Annotated in this window: 15 protein-coding genes; 9 read left to right on the top strand and 6 right to left on the bottom strand. The window is 65.4% G+C overall.

Going from position 1 to position 15,164, the window contains the following annotated elements; all coding sequences use genetic code 11:
* Positions 1–84: 84 nt before the first annotated feature.
* Positions 85–1,590 carry an FAD-binding oxidoreductase gene (locus tag ACFRAH_RS00850; protein WP_377989002.1) on the top strand — a complete coding sequence of 502 codons (1,506 nt, stop codon included), beginning with the start codon at positions 85–87 and terminating at the stop codon, positions 1,588–1,590.
* Positions 1,591–1,633: 43 nt separating this feature from the next.
* Here the strand turns inward: ACFRAH_RS00850 and ACFRAH_RS00845 are convergent, their stop codons facing one another.
* Positions 1,634–2,506, bottom strand: coding sequence for an RNA polymerase sigma-70 factor (locus tag ACFRAH_RS00845; protein WP_377989000.1), 873 nt, complete (start codon positions 2,504–2,506; stop codon positions 1,634–1,636).
* A 4-nt stretch (positions 2,507–2,510) separates the two neighbouring features.
* Positions 2,511–3,668, bottom strand: a complete 1,158-nt coding sequence (locus ACFRAH_RS00840; RefSeq protein WP_377988998.1) for an NAD(P)/FAD-dependent oxidoreductase — start codon at positions 3,666–3,668, stop codon at positions 2,511–2,513.
* A gap of 445 nt (positions 3,669–4,113) precedes the next feature.
* On the opposite strand from ACFRAH_RS00840, the gene ACFRAH_RS00835 reads away from it, so the two are divergent.
* A complete protein-coding gene (locus ACFRAH_RS00835; RefSeq protein WP_377988996.1) occupies positions 4,114–4,515 on the top strand; it encodes a VOC family protein in 402 nt (133 codons plus the stop codon).
* A gap of 21 nt (positions 4,516–4,536) precedes the next feature.
* On the opposite strand, the gene ACFRAH_RS00830 is transcribed toward ACFRAH_RS00835, so the two are convergent.
* Positions 4,537–4,815 carry a DUF1801 domain-containing protein gene (locus ACFRAH_RS00830; protein WP_377988994.1) on the bottom strand — a complete coding sequence of 93 codons (279 nt, stop codon included), beginning with the start codon at positions 4,813–4,815 and terminating at the stop codon, positions 4,537–4,539.
* 249 nt (positions 4,816–5,064) lie between these two features.
* Between ACFRAH_RS00830 and ACFRAH_RS00825 the strand changes: the two genes are divergently transcribed.
* The gene (locus tag ACFRAH_RS00825; RefSeq protein ID WP_377988992.1) at positions 5,065–5,511 is read left to right on the top strand and encodes a ubiquinol-cytochrome c reductase iron-sulfur subunit; all 447 of its coding nucleotides are present in this window, start codon (positions 5,065–5,067) and stop codon (positions 5,509–5,511) included.
* Positions 5,512–5,665: 154 nt separating this feature from the next.
* Here the strand turns inward: ACFRAH_RS00825 and ACFRAH_RS00820 are convergent, their stop codons facing one another.
* The 3 genes from ACFRAH_RS00820 to ACFRAH_RS00810 all read right to left on the bottom strand — a co-directional run bounded on the left by ACFRAH_RS00820 (position 5,666) and on the right by ACFRAH_RS00810 (position 8,130).
* A complete protein-coding gene (locus tag ACFRAH_RS00820; RefSeq protein ID WP_377988990.1) occupies positions 5,666–6,589 on the bottom strand; it encodes a pseudouridine-5'-phosphate glycosidase in 924 nt (307 codons plus the stop codon).
* Positions 6,590–6,678: 89 nt separating this feature from the next.
* Positions 6,679–6,852: a hypothetical protein gene (locus ACFRAH_RS00815; RefSeq protein WP_377988987.1), complete on the bottom strand. Its 174-nt coding sequence runs from the start codon at positions 6,850–6,852 to the stop codon at positions 6,679–6,681.
* 399 nt (positions 6,853–7,251) lie between these two features.
* Complete coding sequence (locus ACFRAH_RS00810; protein WP_377988985.1) at positions 7,252–8,130, bottom strand: LysR substrate-binding domain-containing protein; 879 nt, start codon at positions 8,128–8,130, stop codon at positions 7,252–7,254.
* 129 nt (positions 8,131–8,259) lie between these two features.
* On the opposite strand from ACFRAH_RS00810, the gene ACFRAH_RS00805 reads away from it, so the two are divergent.
* From ACFRAH_RS00805 to ACFRAH_RS00780, 6 genes are all read left to right on the top strand, one after another.
* Positions 8,260–9,420: an FAD-dependent oxidoreductase gene (locus ACFRAH_RS00805; RefSeq protein ID WP_377988983.1), complete on the top strand. Its 1,161-nt coding sequence runs from the start codon at positions 8,260–8,262 to the stop codon at positions 9,418–9,420.
* The gene (locus ACFRAH_RS00800; protein WP_377988982.1) at positions 9,417–10,667 is read left to right on the top strand and encodes an allantoate amidohydrolase; all 1,251 of its coding nucleotides are present in this window, start codon (positions 9,417–9,419) and stop codon (positions 10,665–10,667) included. The genes ACFRAH_RS00805 and ACFRAH_RS00800 overlap by 4 nt, the downstream gene beginning before the upstream one ends.
* 555 nt (positions 10,668–11,222) lie before the next feature.
* A complete protein-coding gene (locus ACFRAH_RS00795) occupies positions 11,223–11,597 on the top strand; it encodes a hypothetical protein (protein WP_377988980.1) in 375 nt (124 codons plus the stop codon).
* Positions 11,598–11,727: 130 nt separating this feature from the next.
* Positions 11,728–12,477, top strand: a complete 750-nt coding sequence (locus ACFRAH_RS00790; RefSeq protein ID WP_377988978.1) for a dienelactone hydrolase family protein — start codon at positions 11,728–11,730, stop codon at positions 12,475–12,477.
* A 788-nt stretch (positions 12,478–13,265) separates the two neighbouring features.
* A complete protein-coding gene (locus ACFRAH_RS00785) occupies positions 13,266–13,688 on the top strand; it encodes a VOC family protein (RefSeq protein WP_377988976.1) in 423 nt (140 codons plus the stop codon).
* 194 nt (positions 13,689–13,882) lie between these two features.
* Positions 13,883–15,016, top strand: a complete 1,134-nt coding sequence (locus ACFRAH_RS00780; RefSeq protein WP_377988974.1) for a tyramine oxidase subunit B — start codon at positions 13,883–13,885, stop codon at positions 15,014–15,016.
* Positions 15,017–15,164: the final 148 nt, after the last annotated feature.

Here is a 15,164-nt window from a genome sequence, read left to right as displayed (position 1 = left end):
CGGGAAGGTCATGGCGCCGGCCCCGCTGGGCCAGTATTGGAGCCGGGCGCCCCCTCTGGTCTCGGAAAATAATCTGGAGTTGAGATGGGCACTGAGCGCTTCAACGTGCTCCGCGAGCAGGTGCGCGGACAGGTTATCGAAGAAGGAGACGCTGAGTACGAGGCGGCACGCCGCGTGTACAACGGCATGATCGACCGGCACCCTGCAGCCGTGTTGCGGGTTTCCCAGGTTGCAGATGTCATGGCCGCGGTCCGCTTTGCCCGCGGTCTCGGGATAGAGCTCGCCGTTCGCGGCGGCGGGCACAGCGCTCCGGGCTTCGGAACGGTCGACGGCGGCCTGGTCCTTGACTTATCAGCGCACCGGGGGGTTCGTGTGGACCCCGCGGCAAGGACGGCACGCGTAGAGCCGGGCGCCACCTGGGCGGATTACAACCATGCGACCCACGCGTTCGGCCTCGCAAGCACGGGCGGCATCATCGGCTCGACTGGCGTCTCCGGCCTCACGTTGGGCGGCGGCATCGGTTATCTCGCCCGGAAGTACGGCCTCGCCTGCGACAACCTGGTCTCAGCGGACGTAATCCTCGCAGATGGAACGTTCGTGACGGCAAGCGAGGCCGAGAACCTGGACCTGTTCTGGGCACTTCGCGGCGGAAGCGGCAACTTCGGCGTGGTGACGTCGCTCGAGTTCCGCCTCCACCCTGTGGACATGGTCCACATCGGGATCATCTTCTTCGACGCAGCCGCCGGGGCCGAAGTGGGCGCAGCTTACCGGGAATGGATTGCGGCCGAACGCGAGGAGATGGGCGCCTTCCTCGGATTCCACCAGGGCCCCCCGGTTCCCTTCCTGCCCGAGGAATGGCATGGGCGGCCCGTGGCCGTCATCGCCGGAATGTGGACCGGCGACCTCGACGCTGGACCGGCGCACTGGCAGCCCATGGTCGACGCCGGCCAGGTACTGGGAAGCTTCTTCGCGCCGATGCCGTACCCCGCACTCAACATCATGTTTGACGGGCTAAGCGGTGTTCCCGGGCTGCAGGGCTACTGGAAGGCAGACTTCCTGAGGACCCTCAGCGACGACGCGCTCCGCGTCGCCGTCGAAAGATCCCCGGGAATCCCCACCGTCCACTCGGCCAACCATTTCTATCCGATAGATGGCGCCGTGCAGCGCGTTGCGCCCGAGGCGACCGCCTTCGCCTACAGGAACGTCAACTTCGCCCCGGTCATCGCCGGGCAGTGGCCGGAACCCGCCGACAACGCCCAAAACATCGCCTGGGTCCGGGACTATTGGTCCGCGCTCCACGAGTACTCCGAGCCAGGGGGCTACATCAACTTCCAGGACGCCGACGACCAGTTCCGGATCGAAGACACGCTCGGATCAAACTACGCCCGTCTCGCGGAACTTAAGGCGAAGTACGATCCGGACAACTTCTTCCACGTCAACCAAAACATCAAACCGGCCGTGCCCGCCCCGGCGTCGGAAACCGTGGCTCCGGCACAAGTACCCGAAGAGCTGGAATCACCCGCCGAAGTCCGGGAATCCGAAGCAGCACGTCCCAAGCCCAACCCACCGGAGGCTGCCTCGAACCTGTGAAGCCTGCCACCGGGCAGGTCCCGCGCCGGGAGTAGCCCGCGCCCTACCGGCTGAACTGCCGCGTGGTGGTGGCAGCACCGAGTTTGTCCGGGTTCCGGACAAGGTAAAGGCCGGTCACATGGTCGTTGTCCGACTCCACCATGACGGCGAGGTCGATGGTGTCTCCGCTGTAAATCAGGATGGCCGGCATCCCGTTCAGTGACGATATCTCGACCCGCATGTCGGGAATGGGCTTCTTGGCGATGCCGAGCAGGAAGCGGGCGACATGGTCCGCACCGACAACGGGCCTGCGGGCAGCCGAGACCTTTCCGCCACCGTCCGAGAGAAGGACGGCACCGGGGGCGAGGACGTCCATAAGCGCCTGGACGTCGCCCCCAAGGGCTTCGATGAACCGCTCGGTGACGACCTTTTGCCGTTGTGCGTCCACTTCGAAGCGTGGCTGCCGGGCCTGTACATGTTCCTTGGCCCTGTGCGCCAACTGGCGGACGGCCGCCGTCGTCTTGCCGGTCGCCTCTGCGATCTCGGAGTACGGGAAATCAAAGACCTCGCGGAGGACGAAGACGGCCCTCTCATCCGGAGAGAGGCTCTCGAGGACGACGAGCATGGCAAAGGACAGCGAGTCAGCCAGAACTGCGTCTTCGGCCACGTCGGGGAGGGTGACCACTGGCTCCGGCAGCCAGGGGCCGACGTAGTCTTCCCGGCGCCGCTGGGTTGTCCGAAGGGAATTCAGTGCCTGCCGGGTCACCGTTTTGGCCAGGTAGGCCCGCTGATTTCCGATGGGGCCCGTGTCCACTGCCGACCATCTCAGGTAGCTTTCCTGGAGGACATCTTCGGCGTCTGTGACGGTCCCGGTGATCTCGTAGGCAATGGTGAACAGCAGGGAACGGTGTTCTTCGAAGACGCTGGCCGATCCCATTCTGCTACTTGGCTTCCGCTGGCACCGGGCCCCTGGGCCATCTGAACGAACCACTCCGGCGAATCTCGCTCCTGATCCAGGACAAGGTCATCCGGCATACCTGCTCTTTCGCCAGCCCGGCAAGACGGCCCCGAACGGCAAACTGCCGGGCCCGGTCATCAGCGGCGACGGTCTGGATGAGGCCGGACCTGCGGCCCAGGCTGATGCATCGGAACATATATCCGGCCGATAGCGGGGCCGGCGACCGGTTCTCCAGGCGGGCGATGATGCTGTCTGCCGCGTGTGCACCGAGAGGCAGGGCCGTCGCGCAACTCATGCGCAGATGGCGGCCGACCGGGTCCGGGACCCGAACGGCATCGCCGGCCCCGAAAATGTCGGGGTAGTCCGGGCAGGACAGTGACTCGTCGACGATGAGCCTGCCCTCGGCATCGGTTGGCAGCCCGCTGTCCCGTGCCAGGTGCGGTACTGAGAATCCGGCAGCCCAGACAGTGCAATCAGACGGCAGCGTGACCCCGTCTGAAGTTATGAGGTTGGAGCCATCGCAGCGTTGCACCTCAGCATTCTCCACCATCTCGACGCCCAGCGCTGCAAGCCGGGCCCGCACCGCTTGCGTGCCGGAGCCGGACAGGTCGCCCGCAATGAGACCGCGGGAAAGAAGACGGACCCGCAGCTGCGGATACTGCTGGGCTACTTCTGCAGCCAGCTCGACGCCGGTCAGGCCAGCGCCGACGATGCTCACGGTGGCGCCCCGGTCCAGCCGTGTAAGCCTCGCCCGGAACCGCGCCGCAGAGCCTGCGTCGCCAAATCCATATGCCCCGTCCGGGAGGCCTGGGGACGCCTGGCCACTGCCGACGGCGTAGAGCAGCCCGTCATAGCCAATCGGTGCGCGGCCGCTTGAGAAATGCACGCGGCGGTTGACCGGGTCGATCCGCGATGCGCTTTCCTCAACGAAATCAACCCGCCCGCTCAGGACAGACTTCATCGGCACCGCCGCCGTTGGCCTGCTTCCGGCAGCAACCTCATGCAGCCGGATCCGCTCGACAAAGTCGGCAACAGGATTGATCACGGAAACTTGCAGCTCATGCTTGCTCCCGGCGAGCCTGTTCGCCGCCATGACGCCGGCATACCCTGCTCCGATGATAACCACGCGACGTGGTGACATTTTCAACTCCCGTCAATGGATCCGTTGTTGAACATAGGACACCGCCGAACCATGGAATGTGACACCAAGCTGTCCATCGGCCATACGCAAAACGGTTCCATCGGAAATGCCTGCAGCAAATGCGTAAGGCCCCGCGGTCCGGTGACGGCGGGGCCTTACTGTCAACGGCCTGGACGAACACAACCGGAACATCGCCGCGTCCCTGCAGGCCGGCGGGAAAGAAAGTCTTCATTGCACCAACAACCGTCCGCGGCACCACCGCTCTCCGGGCGTGCATCGTCAATCCGCACATCGCCGTAAGCGGCGCGACGGCGCTCCTGGACATCATCTGTGAAGAAGCCTCACAGCTTGGCCGGACGTCCCTCCTCGGCGTTCGGTCCGGGCCCCCAAAAACCGGCGACGTGTCGGGCGGAGGGCTGCGTGATCGGGATTGTAGTATCGGCCCATGACGGCGCCGCAGATATATGTCAGTTTTCCCGGGACGGCACGTGAGGCCCTCACCTTCTATGCGGAAGTCTTTGGCGGCGAGCTGTCCCTGCATTCGTACAAGGACTTTGGTCGCAACGACGGTCCGGCCGACGCCATTGCGCACGGGGTTCTCCGTGGAGTAGTCGCCCTGGGCGGGTCAGATGCGGCTAAGGGTGAAAGCAGTGTCCGCATTGAAGGCCTCATGCTCTCATTGCTGGGCGCTGCGGAACCCGCAGTCCTTCACGCGTGGTTCGACAAACTCTCCGACGGCGGCACAATAGTGGACCCGCTGGCCCCAAAACCATGGGGCGCCAGCGACGGCCAAGTCATAGACCGCCACGGCCTCCACTGGCTAATAGGCTACGAACCCCAGCCGTAGACCTTGGCGGCAACCCCGGGTTCAACCTTTCTTGCCTCCAACGCCCGGCACCGACGTGACTTGTTTCATCCATGCCGCGATCTGGAGTTCGTCGATGTCGTCTATGGATTCGAGCTCCACACCGCGCGTCGACTTGCCCATCCCCACCGGTGTTACCGGCGGTACAGGCTCGAGCGCCGCACCATTCACAAACATGAGCTTGACGTGGCCAGCAAAACCGCCGCAGCTGAAGCACCACCCGTCACCGACGCCGTAGTACGACATACCCCACTTCACAGAGCGCCGGAGGTCGGGCAGCATCCGCGGAAGTGGCGGTCATGAGGACCAGTGCCTGGTACGCCAAACTGACCGCCGGCGCGGGTGTCGGCGGCATGGGCGCATCCCTGGCCGGCCGCTAGAACCATGGCCGGACCTACAGTAGGGGCCGGGAGGTTCATGGGTCTTCTCCAGCCGAGGATCCTGTCTGCTGGGACGAAAATCCTCGACGAAACGGCACCGAATGATGTCTGCGATGAGTTCACTTTCAGGCGGAGTTGGCAGGATAGGTCCATGAGTTCCGGAAATCCCCTGCCAAGACGCTCCGTGCTAATAGCTACGGCTGCCACGGCGGGCAGTGCGTTGGCCCTGTCCGCCTGTTCCGTCCCGCCCTCGGGCAGCACCACCGCCCCGGACGCTCCGGGCGCTTCAGCGTCACCCGGCCGTCCTTTCCGGATCGGGAAGCTCAGCGACGTTGGCGTCGGCGATACCGCCACCGGGAAAGCCAATGGAAGGACCGTCGTCGTCTACAGACCTGAAGACCGCAAAGTCGTGGCCTATGACGCGACGTGCACGCACGCCGGCTGCCCGGTGGCGCCTGCCGGTACGAACTTCGAATGCCCCTGCCACGGTTCCACTTTCAACGGGTCGGACGGCGGCGTCATCACCGGGCCGGCGCGCCGCCCTCTCACGCCTCTGACCGCCGCCATCGACGGGGACTGGATCACGGTCGTCGCCTGACAATTTGAACCCCAAACGGGGCCCCGAATGGACTGCCAGTCTGCTCTCAGAGACAGCAAGCAATGATGTGCCCGATGGCGCCGGCAGCTTGGGTGGTGTTTGGCTGTAGCCGAGATTCCGACCGTACGGCCACAGAACTGTGGCTCCTCCGGGGTTAGCAGGTCAAAGCGATGGCGACTTCGCCACCGAGGGACACGTTGCTGCGGTACACATCAACATTGACATTCAGGCTCCGGCCGTTCGAGGCGCGCCGAATGAAGTCCAGAAGGAACGGTGTAGTGCTCTTGCCGTTGATCCCGTCCTTCTCTGCCTGCGCCCACGCCCGGGCGAGAATGTCGTCGAGCTCGGCCGGAGGGAACTGCTTGTCCTCTGCGATCGGGTTTGCCAACAGGATGGCCGATTCAATGTGCAGGTCATCACGTGCCCTGCAGATTGCTGCCATCTCATCGGCAGAGTTGACCGCGTACTCGATCTCGAACCCGGAGTCGGTAACGTAGAAGCCAGGGTACTTCCTGGTCCTGTAGCCGACGACCGGGATGTTGAGCGTTTCGAACCGTTCGAGGGTAGCCGCTACGTCCAGTACGGACTTCACGCCGGCACTGACGACGACGATCGGGGTCCGGGACAAGGTGGTCAGATCGGCAGACTCATCAAAGGATGTTGCCGCACCGTGGTGAACTCCACCCAAGCCGCCGGTTGAGAACACTCTGATGCCGGCGCTGTGTGCCAGGAACGCCGTCGCTGCTACGGTGGTGCCGCCGTAGAGTTGAAGAGCAGCGGCTAAGGGAAGATCGCGGAGGCTGAGTTTCTTGACTGCCCCGTCATTGGCGAGGGAAGTGATCTGCTTCGGGCTGAGCCCCACCGTCGGAGCGCCGGCGAAGACACCGATCGTTGCAGGTACGACCCCTTGTCCGCGGAGGCGTTCCTCGGCTTCCAACGCAACTTCGAGATTGCGCGGTCGGGGAAGGCCGTGAGTGAAAATGGTCGATTCCAAGGCGACGACAGGGCGCCCTCCAGCAACAGCTGCGGCCACTTCCCCTGAGATGCGGATCGCGGCGCCGGTACTGGCCGATGACATGGCCGGTCTCCCTGCAGAACATGATGCGACTTGACTCACCAAGGTTCCCGCACGCGAGGACTAACAACAAGAATCAAACAGGAGCCGTCTCAGTTAGGCTTATTGCCCTTGGTTTGCGGGGCCCGCCATTGTGAGAGCCCTGCCCCAAGAAGAGCGATGCCGGCGCCGACGCGGCTGACGGCCGCGGCGAAGCCCGTGCCTATGCCACGGATCTCGGTGGGGAAAACCTCGCCCGGGTAGATGCCGGTGAGCGTCTTATACATCGGCTTCCTGGTAGGCACCATAGGAACATGCGGTTTCCGAGGTGTAGTCGCCGGCGAAGTGGATGTTCCGACGCTGCGCTGGAGATCCGGCAGTGCCGCGTTGCGCTTCGGTGAGAGCAGAGGGAGAAGCTATGCTCCCAAGTGGCTGCAGCCGCTCCCACGATCCGGCCGCGCAACCGGGGAGCGACTTCCAGTCCGCAAATTCGGGCAGGCCTTCCACGTTGGCGGCGATGGTGAACCTGGTGCTCCCCGGCGTTTCTTACGCCTGCAGCGCCGCGCGCTTCCATTCGGCCCCGACCCCCACGACGTCGCGGATCGTCTTCAGGCTTGCTCACCTTCTGGTCTGGCTATCCCCAGTTGGGATGTCCGCCCAGACTACGGCTGAGATTGTGATCAGAGCTATTGCGGCATCTCTCCTTTGAGGCAGGTTATGAAGTCCTCCACCGCGGGAGAGCTGCGGGGGCCGCGGGCGACGTGGAGTTCTGTTTGCGGCCTGCCGACGAAGGGGCGGGTGGTGATTCCGGGCATGTGGAAGCGCTCCACCGATTGTGGCAGGACTGAGATCCCGAGCCCGGCCGCCACGAGGCCGAGAACGGTTTCCTGATGGATGGCCTGCTGGGCAACGATGGGCGGAGTGGAGAGCTGGTCGAAGAGCCGAAGGACACGTGAGACGAAGCCGGGCATCAGGCGGTACGGAAACAGGATCATGGGCTCCCCTTCGAGCAGTTCCGGGTCAACTTCGTCCATGGCAGCCAAGGGATGGGACTCGGGGAGCACGACTACCAGGTCCTCGCTACTGAGGGGTTCGAGCCTGAGTCCGGGAACCGGGCCGGGGTCCCGCACGAGGCCGAGATCGAGTTCGCCGTCAAGCAGCTGCTCAATCTGCTCCCCGCTCGTGAGGGGAGCAAGCACCAGGTCCACCCGTGGGCGCTGTTCGCGGAAGGCCCGGATGGCTTCGGGAACGGTGGTGTAGCTCGCCGAGCTGACGAAGCCCACCCTGATCTTTCCGCTCCTGCCCGCAGCGACCTCGGCGACGTCACCGGCCGCCTCATCAAGTTCACCAAGGGCCGCCCCGGCCTTGTCCCGAAAGGCTTTGCCGGCGGGCGTCAGTGTCACCCGCCGCGTCGTCCGTTCGAACAGCGGAACGCCAAGTTCCCGCTCAAGCCGCTTCACGGCAACGGTCAGCGGCGGCTGGGTGATGTGCAGGCGCTCGGCGGCACGGCCGAAGTGCAGCTCGTCCGCGACGACGAGGAAGTACCTGAGCTGTCGGAGTTCCATCCCAATTCTTTCGATTGACGCTAATAATTACTAGTCAAATGATATTGGACGAGCGGTTACCTGGGGTGAGTAACTGGATATCAAGAAAGGCAGCGCCTGCTGCCCCTCCCCCGGCCTAAGGAGCCATTCATGGAATCGACCGAATACGCCGTCGTCGGCGCCGGGCTCTCCGGAGCCGCCACCGCCTGGCAGCTCGCCGCCCGCGGCCACGACGTCGCCCTGCTCGAACGCTCAACCCCGGCCAACGATGCCGGCAGCTCCCACGGCTCCGCCCGGATCTTCCGCTACGCCTACCCCGACGAGTTCTACACCGGCCTCGTCCAGGAAGCGAAAACCGGGTGGGACGAACTGGCCCGCCTCAGCGGCAAACAGCTCATCACCCCGGCCGGTGCCGTCGACTACGGCGCCATCCGCCAGCCCGAACGCCTCGCCGCCGTCCTGCAGGCCCGCGGCATCGACCACGAACTCCTCAGCGCCGAGGAAGCCCGCCGCCGCTGGCCCCAGATCGCCTTCGACACCCAGGTGCTGTGGCACCCGGGCGCCGGCGTGATCGACGCCCACGAATCCGTCGCCGCCATGGTCGACCAGGCCACCGGCCACGGGGCGGCGCTTTCCACCAACTGGGCCGTCGCGTCCATTACCGCCTCCAACAGGGGCTACCTGCTGACCTCCGAGGACGGCCGGTCGCTGCAGGCGGCCAACGTCATCGTCGCCGCAGGCGGCTGGCTCCCCCAGCTGCTGGGAAACCTGGCGCTCCCGTCCTCCTTCATGGGCAGCATGCCCCGGTTCGAGGTCCGCCAGGAACAGGCCTACCACTTCCCCTACGCCGACGGCGACCATACTGCTTCGCCGTGGCCGACGTTCATCCACAAGCGCGAAGGCTGGCAGGCCTACGGCCTGCCCGGCGGGCGCGACGCCGGCTTCCGCGGCCAGAAAATCGCCCAGTACAACGGCGGAAAGATCCTCCCCTCGGCCGCGGACCAGGACGGACAGATCAACCCGGACAACCGCCGCCGGGTCATCGAATACGTCGAACAGTACCTCCCGGGACTGATCCCCGAACCCTACGCCGAAACCACCTGCCTCTTCACCAACACCCCCACCGAGGACTTCATCCTCGACCGCGCCGGCGGCATCACCATCCTCTCCCCCTGCTCCGGCCACGGCGCAAAATTCGCACCCCTGATCGGACAGCTCGCCGCCGACCTCGCCACCGGAGCCGGCCCCGTCCCGGACCAGTTCCGGCTCGCCTTCCAAGCAGGCCCGGCAGCCGTGGGGGCCCACGCATGACCCCCGGCACGGAAGCCACCCCCCGGCCAGCGCTGACCGCCACAGTCACAGGCCTGCTGTCCGAGATCGCCGGCACCGGCACCGACACAGTCCGCGGCGGCTACACCCGGCCCGTGTACTCCACCGCGGAACTGGACCTGCGCGAATGGTTCATCGGACAGGCCACCCAGCGCGGCCTGACCGTGGAAACCGACCGCAACGGCGCCATCTGGGCCTGGTGGGACGTGCCCGGCGGGGGCCGCAGCAACAGCCTCGTCACCGGCAGCCACCTCGACTCCATACCGGGAGGCGGCGCGTTCGACGGTCCTCTCGGCGTAGCGTCCGCCCTGGTCGCCGTCGACATCCTCAAAGCCCGGATGGACACCCCGACCCGCCCGCTCGCCGTCGTCGTCTTTCCCGAAGAGGAAGGATCACGGTTCGGCGTAGCATGCCTGGGCTCCCGGCTGCTGACCGGCGCCATCGACCCCGACAAAGCCCGCAACCTCCGCGACCCCGACGGCTCAACCTTCGCCGACACCGCCAAAGCAAACGGCATCGACCCGCGCTTCGTGGGCAAGGACGACAAACTCCTCGGCCAGATCGGGGCCTTCGTCGAACTCCACGTCGAACAGGGCCGCGGCCTCATCGACCTCGACCAGCCGATCGCGATCGCCTCATCCATCCTCGGCCACGGCCGCTGGCGCCTCAGCGTGCACGGGCAGGGCAACCACGCCGGCACCACGCTCATGGCCGACCGGCACGACCCCATGGTCGCCGCGGCCCGAATGGTGACTGGGATCCGGGACATCGCACGGAACCAGGCCAACGCCCGCGCCACGGTCGGACGGCTCCAACCCGTGCCCGGCGGGACCAACGTCATCGCCTCGCGCGTCGACTTCTGGCTCGACGTGCGCCACCCCGACGATGCAGTGACCGCAGCCCTCGTCGAAAACATCCACGCACAGGCCCGGCTCATCGCAGCCGAGGAAGGCTGCAGGGTTGACCTCAGGGAAGAATCCCTCAGCCCGACCGTGCACTTCGACCCCGGGCTGCAGAAAGAACTGCAACTGGCACTGCCCCAGGCCCCCGTCCTGGACACCGGCGCCGGACACGACGCCGGCGTCCTCGCACCCTTCGTCCCCACCGCAATGATCTTCGTCCGGAACCCCAGCGGCGTATCCCACTCCCCCGAAGAACACGTCATCGACGAGGACGCCGAAACCGGCGCACAAACCCTCGCCGACGCCCTGCACGGGCTCATGGCCTAACACCAACAACAGCACCCGCGCCGACCAGGCGGCGCGGGTGCTCTCCCATGGCTCCGCCACACACCCATGCTCACCGAACCCCTTAAGCCCGGACCCTGATGCCCGCCTCAGTCAACGACGACAAGGCCCAGGACGCAGGCGTCGGCGCCCGCCTGAAGTACAGGCTGCGGACGGGCCGCGCCATTTTCCAAGATTTAGCGTGATCACCATGACTTGAGATATGTCCGCACCTTCCCCCAGAAGGCGGCCAGCAAACTGACGAAGCAGTCCCTGGCCAGCACCCGGCAGCGTCTGGAGAAGCGCATGGTAGCCCAATGACGAGAGGACCAGGCCCAGCCGCGTTCGACAGTGGCGTGAACTGGCTGGGGCATTTTCTTGATCCCATCCAGCGCGTTTGCTGCGCCATCCTTGATGGCAGGCCATCAGGCTGACAGCAGTCGAAATGATAGGGCCCTGAACCCGGGCCCGTGACGCACACCCGATGTGGGGCGGCGAAGGAGTTGTGCAGTGCGCAGAGGTAACCAGGTGGGTGAGGGAGCGAAGCCGACACTGGCTATGCAACACCTCCAGAAACTCGTGGAGGAAGCTTCCCTGGAGGCGGCCGAGTCGTTGGCAGCTGACTTCATGGCCCGCCTCCCCCGGTTCGTTGAACGGATCGTGCACACCGTCGGCGCCCAGGACGGGGATCTGGCACTGGACGCCTCACTGAACTTGAAGTCGAAATCTTGGCTGGTCGGTGCCCTGCGAATGAACCAACTGTGCTCTGAGCTGGAGCTGGCACTGGCATTGGGCGATTGGGGGACCGCCTCAGCCGTCGCACGGGACATCCAACTCCACCTTCCGCGCCTGCAGAAAGCCCTCCGGGCCGGTCCACGTCCCGCGCTCCGCACCCCGCGACCAAAGACACCCCAGGCGGCCATGGCGTCCTGATTCTCTGGACGCCGAATCCTCGGGGCAGGCACCTGATTACGACCACTGGGAAGGGGCCCCGGATGAACCTCTCGACCTGATGGCGGCACCCTGACCCGGCCTTACACCTGAGCTCCGATAGTGTGGGCCCATGCCCATCGAAATCCCCGCCGCCGAAGGCACCGCCGAGGCCCTCGTGGCCCGCCCTTCCACCGGAACCGGCCCCTTCCCCGGCGTCATCCTCTACATGGACGCCTTCGGCCTGCGTCCCCGAATCCAGGAGATGGCCCAGCGCGTCGCCGACTGGGGCTACGTGGTGCTGGCACCGAACGTCTTCTACCGCGAAGGAACCATCGCCGAGCTCGCCCCGGCCGTGGACATGTCCACCCAGGAAGGCAGGGAGGCTGCCGGCAAAGCCGCCTTTCCCCGGGTGCGGCGCCTGACGCCGCACAAGGCGCTGCCGGACATCGACGCGTGGGTGTCCGCGCTGGCTGGGCTGGACGGCGTAGCTCCCGGCCCCATCGGGACCACCGGTTACTGCATGGGCGCCCGCCTGTCTGTCCGGACCGCAACCTCACACCCGGGCGTGGTGGCAGCGTGCGGCGGCTTCCACGGCGGCGGCCTGGCCACGGACGAGCCGGACAGCCCGCACCTCAGGCTTGGCAACGCACGGGCCCGGTTCGCATTCGGCCACGCGGACCATGACCGCAGCATGGCTCCGGACGCCGTCGCCCGGCTCGGCGAAGCCCTACAGGCCGCAGGCCTTGAGGCGTCCAACGAAATCTATGCCGGGGCGCCCCATGGCTACACCATGGCCGACACTTCCGTGTTCGACCCGGAAGCCACCGAACGACACTTCCAGGAGCTGCGGACTTTACTCGACGCGACGCTGAAGGGCTGAGCATTCCCCGGTGACCGCCCGCGGGCCCGGGTGCTCCGACAACTCACCAGTCGGTCATCTAGTCACTCAAACAGGTTGACAATGTCATCCACCACGTCGCCCCGGTCCGGATCTGCCTGCACCCGCGCCCTGGACGGACTGTCGTCTAGCAACATGTTGCCATTTCCTGCCCAAAACCTGAACGGACACCAGGGAAAGCCAAGGGAACCCTTGATCCGGCGGCGGCATGGTTAACCAGCAGCCAGCAATCCCACCAAAACCGCCGACGCAGCACGCAACGGCCGAAAAACAGGGAGCAGAATCAGCCATGAAGCGGATATCATCATGCCGGGCACTTGGCCGGCCCTCCCGCCAACGTACGGAGATCAACGAGGCGAGCGGGATCGCTGGCCCTCCCACGGCGCGGCGGACGCCATCGGCCGTTCCGCAAACGTTCACCCCTGGCAGTCGCATTCACGACGGCGGATCCGAAATCTGGCCTGACTGCAGCGACTGAAACCGTGCCTCAAACATGAACGGCATGCATCAACCAACCGCCGTTACGACAATCCACACAGGAGTCCGGAGCGCCACGCTTGTAGCCGTGCTCAACGGCAAGTCCACCGCTGTACGCCTCATCGGCAGCGACACTTCCGAAATCACCGAGCCGCCGCCACGACCGTTACGGCCGGACCCTGGCCTGCGCTGGGGGAAGTGCTCCAGCAAAACCCACTCCTGGTCAGGGCCCTTGCAATTGCCGGGCCGATCGACGTCAGATGGACTCGAGCCGCACATCCGAGGAGGTCACTATGACGGTCTCTTTCAACCACACCATCGTCTACGCAAGGGACAAGCGCCGTTCGGCCGAATTCCTGGCCACGGTGCTCGGACTGCCGGAACCCCAGCCCACGTGGTCCTTCATGACCGTGCCCCTTGACCATGGAGTGGCCCTCGATTTCGCCACGGCGGACCGGCCGATCTCCCCGCAGCACTACGCCTTCCTGGTTGACGAGGACGAGTTCGACGGCATCTTCGCAAGGATCCAGGCCGAGGGCGTCCCCTATTGGGCGGACCCGGCACGCTCCCGCCCGCAGCAAATCAACCACAACGACGGCGGACGCGGCGTCTATTTCGCCGATCCGGATGGGCATCTCCTCGAGGCCATCACGCGGCCCTATGGATCCGGCACCTCATTAGTTCACAAAAGCACGACTCACGGCCAAGGTTGCTGACGCCGTCGACAGCCTCATGATCTAACCCCGGGAGACAAAGCACCCATGCCGCCATACAGCGCGGGTGCTTTGCTTTTGAATACGCTCCCGGCAGAAGTTACACGCCGGAAACCTTGGCTTGACGGCTTCGAAACCCGGAATGTGTTTACTCGCAGTTATCAATGTTTCATGACAAGAACTTCTTAGGAGTCTGTGTGTCTACGCGTATCAACTTCCGTTACCTCAGCGAACCGGACATGATCGAAGCCGGCGTCGGCGACCTCGTACGCTGCACCGACGTGATGGAAGAGGCCCTCGTCCTGCTGCGCCAAGGTGACTACCGGATGGCCGGCGAGAACGGCAACTCCCACGGCGCCATGATCACCTTCCCGGCGGACCCAGCATTCGAGGGCATGCCTAAGGACGGCCCGGACCGTCGCTTCATGGCAATGCCCGCCTACTTGGGTGGTCGCTTCGGAACCACCGGAGTGAAGTGGTACGGATCCAACACCGAGAACCGCCAGAAAGGGCTCCCGCGCTCGGTCCACGTGTTCGTTCTGAATGACCGGGACACCGGCGCGCCGCTGGCCATCATGAGCGCCAACCTGCTGAGCGCTTACCGCACCGGCGCAGTCCCGGGTGTTGGCGTCAAGCACCTTGCAAAGGCGGACGCCAAGGTTGCCGCCGTAGTCGGCCCCGGAGTCATCGCCCGCTCCGTCCTCGAAACCACCCTGGCGCTGCGCCCCTCGATCGACACGTTGTTCGTGAAGGGCCGCAGCACGGTCAGCACGCAGGCCTTCGTCGACTGGGCTACGGCCAAGTTCCCCCAGCTCACCAAGATCGCCTCGGCAGAGACGATCGAGGACGCAATCGCCGACGCTGACGTCGTCATGGCCACCACGTCCACCGACGCGGCAGGAAGCGACGCCTTCCCATACTTTCCGAAGCATGCCATCAAGCCCGGGGCCCTCCTGCTCCTGCCTGCCGCGGCCCGCTTCGATGATGACTTCCTCCAAGGCGACGCCCGCCTGGTGATCGACGCCGAGGGCCTCTACCGCGCGTGGCTCGAGGAATATGGCCCCACCGCGTACCAGATCCTGGGCATCCCCGGGTCGCACTGGTTCGGACTGCTGGAGGAAGGGAAGATCGCGGCCTCGAAGATCGAGGAGATCGCCGACATCGCCACCGGACAGCTCCCCGCCCGCCGCGACGATGAAGAAATCATTCTCTACTCCGTGGGTGGCATGCCCATCGAGGACGTTGCATGGGCCACCGACCTCTACCACGCCGCCGAAGAGAAGAACATCGGCACCGTCCTGAACCTCTGGGACACCCCCACCCTCGCCTGACCCGGGGACCCGTATGGGGGCAGGTATGACCTGCCCCCATACAGCCGTCGCGTTCCTGACGACAGCAATGGCAGACGCTGCCGCGCTCCTGGCCTGGACCGCCGTCGGACGCCTTTTCCTCCCCCGATCGACACCCGGGGAAAGTCGT

Origin of the sequence: Arthrobacter sp. NPDC056727 (genome assembly GCF_042790555.1) — a bacterium.
Taxonomy (GTDB): domain Bacteria; phylum Actinomycetota; class Actinomycetes; order Actinomycetales; family Micrococcaceae; genus Arthrobacter.
The sequence above is the reverse complement of the archived record's forward strand: the minus strand, read 5'-3'. Positions and strand labels throughout refer to the sequence as shown.

Coding starts and splice junctions, on each gene's coding strand:
- ACFRAH_RS00850 (WP_377989002.1), top strand. CDS start 85: ATGGGCACTGAGCGCTTCAACGTGCTCCGCGAGCAGGTGCGCGGACAG.
- ACFRAH_RS00845 (WP_377989000.1), bottom strand. CDS start 2,506: ATGGGATCGGCCAGCGTCTTCGAAGAACACCGTTCCCTGCTGTTCACC.
- ACFRAH_RS00840 (WP_377988998.1), bottom strand. CDS start 3,668: ATGTCACCACGTCGCGTGGTTATCATCGGAGCAGGGTATGCCGGCGTC.
- ACFRAH_RS00835 (WP_377988996.1), top strand. CDS start 4,114: ATGACGGCGCCGCAGATATATGTCAGTTTTCCCGGGACGGCACGTGAG.
- ACFRAH_RS00830 (WP_377988994.1), bottom strand. CDS start 4,815: ATGCTGCCCGACCTCCGGCGCTCTGTGAAGTGGGGTATGTCGTACTAC.
- ACFRAH_RS00825 (WP_377988992.1), top strand. CDS start 5,065: ATGAGTTCCGGAAATCCCCTGCCAAGACGCTCCGTGCTAATAGCTACG.
- ACFRAH_RS00820 (WP_377988990.1), bottom strand. CDS start 6,589: ATGTCATCGGCCAGTACCGGCGCCGCGATCCGCATCTCAGGGGAAGTG.
- ACFRAH_RS00815 (WP_377988987.1), bottom strand. CDS start 6,852: ATGTATAAGACGCTCACCGGCATCTACCCGGGCGAGGTTTTCCCCACC.
- ACFRAH_RS00810 (WP_377988985.1), bottom strand. CDS start 8,130: ATGGAACTCCGACAGCTCAGGTACTTCCTCGTCGTCGCGGACGAGCTG.
- ACFRAH_RS00805 (WP_377988983.1), top strand. CDS start 8,260: ATGGAATCGACCGAATACGCCGTCGTCGGCGCCGGGCTCTCCGGAGCC.
- ACFRAH_RS00800 (WP_377988982.1), top strand. CDS start 9,417: ATGACCCCCGGCACGGAAGCCACCCCCCGGCCAGCGCTGACCGCCACA.
- ACFRAH_RS00795 (WP_377988980.1), top strand. CDS start 11,223: ATGCAACACCTCCAGAAACTCGTGGAGGAAGCTTCCCTGGAGGCGGCC.
- ACFRAH_RS00790 (WP_377988978.1), top strand. CDS start 11,728: ATGCCCATCGAAATCCCCGCCGCCGAAGGCACCGCCGAGGCCCTCGTG.
- ACFRAH_RS00785 (WP_377988976.1), top strand. CDS start 13,266: ATGACGGTCTCTTTCAACCACACCATCGTCTACGCAAGGGACAAGCGC.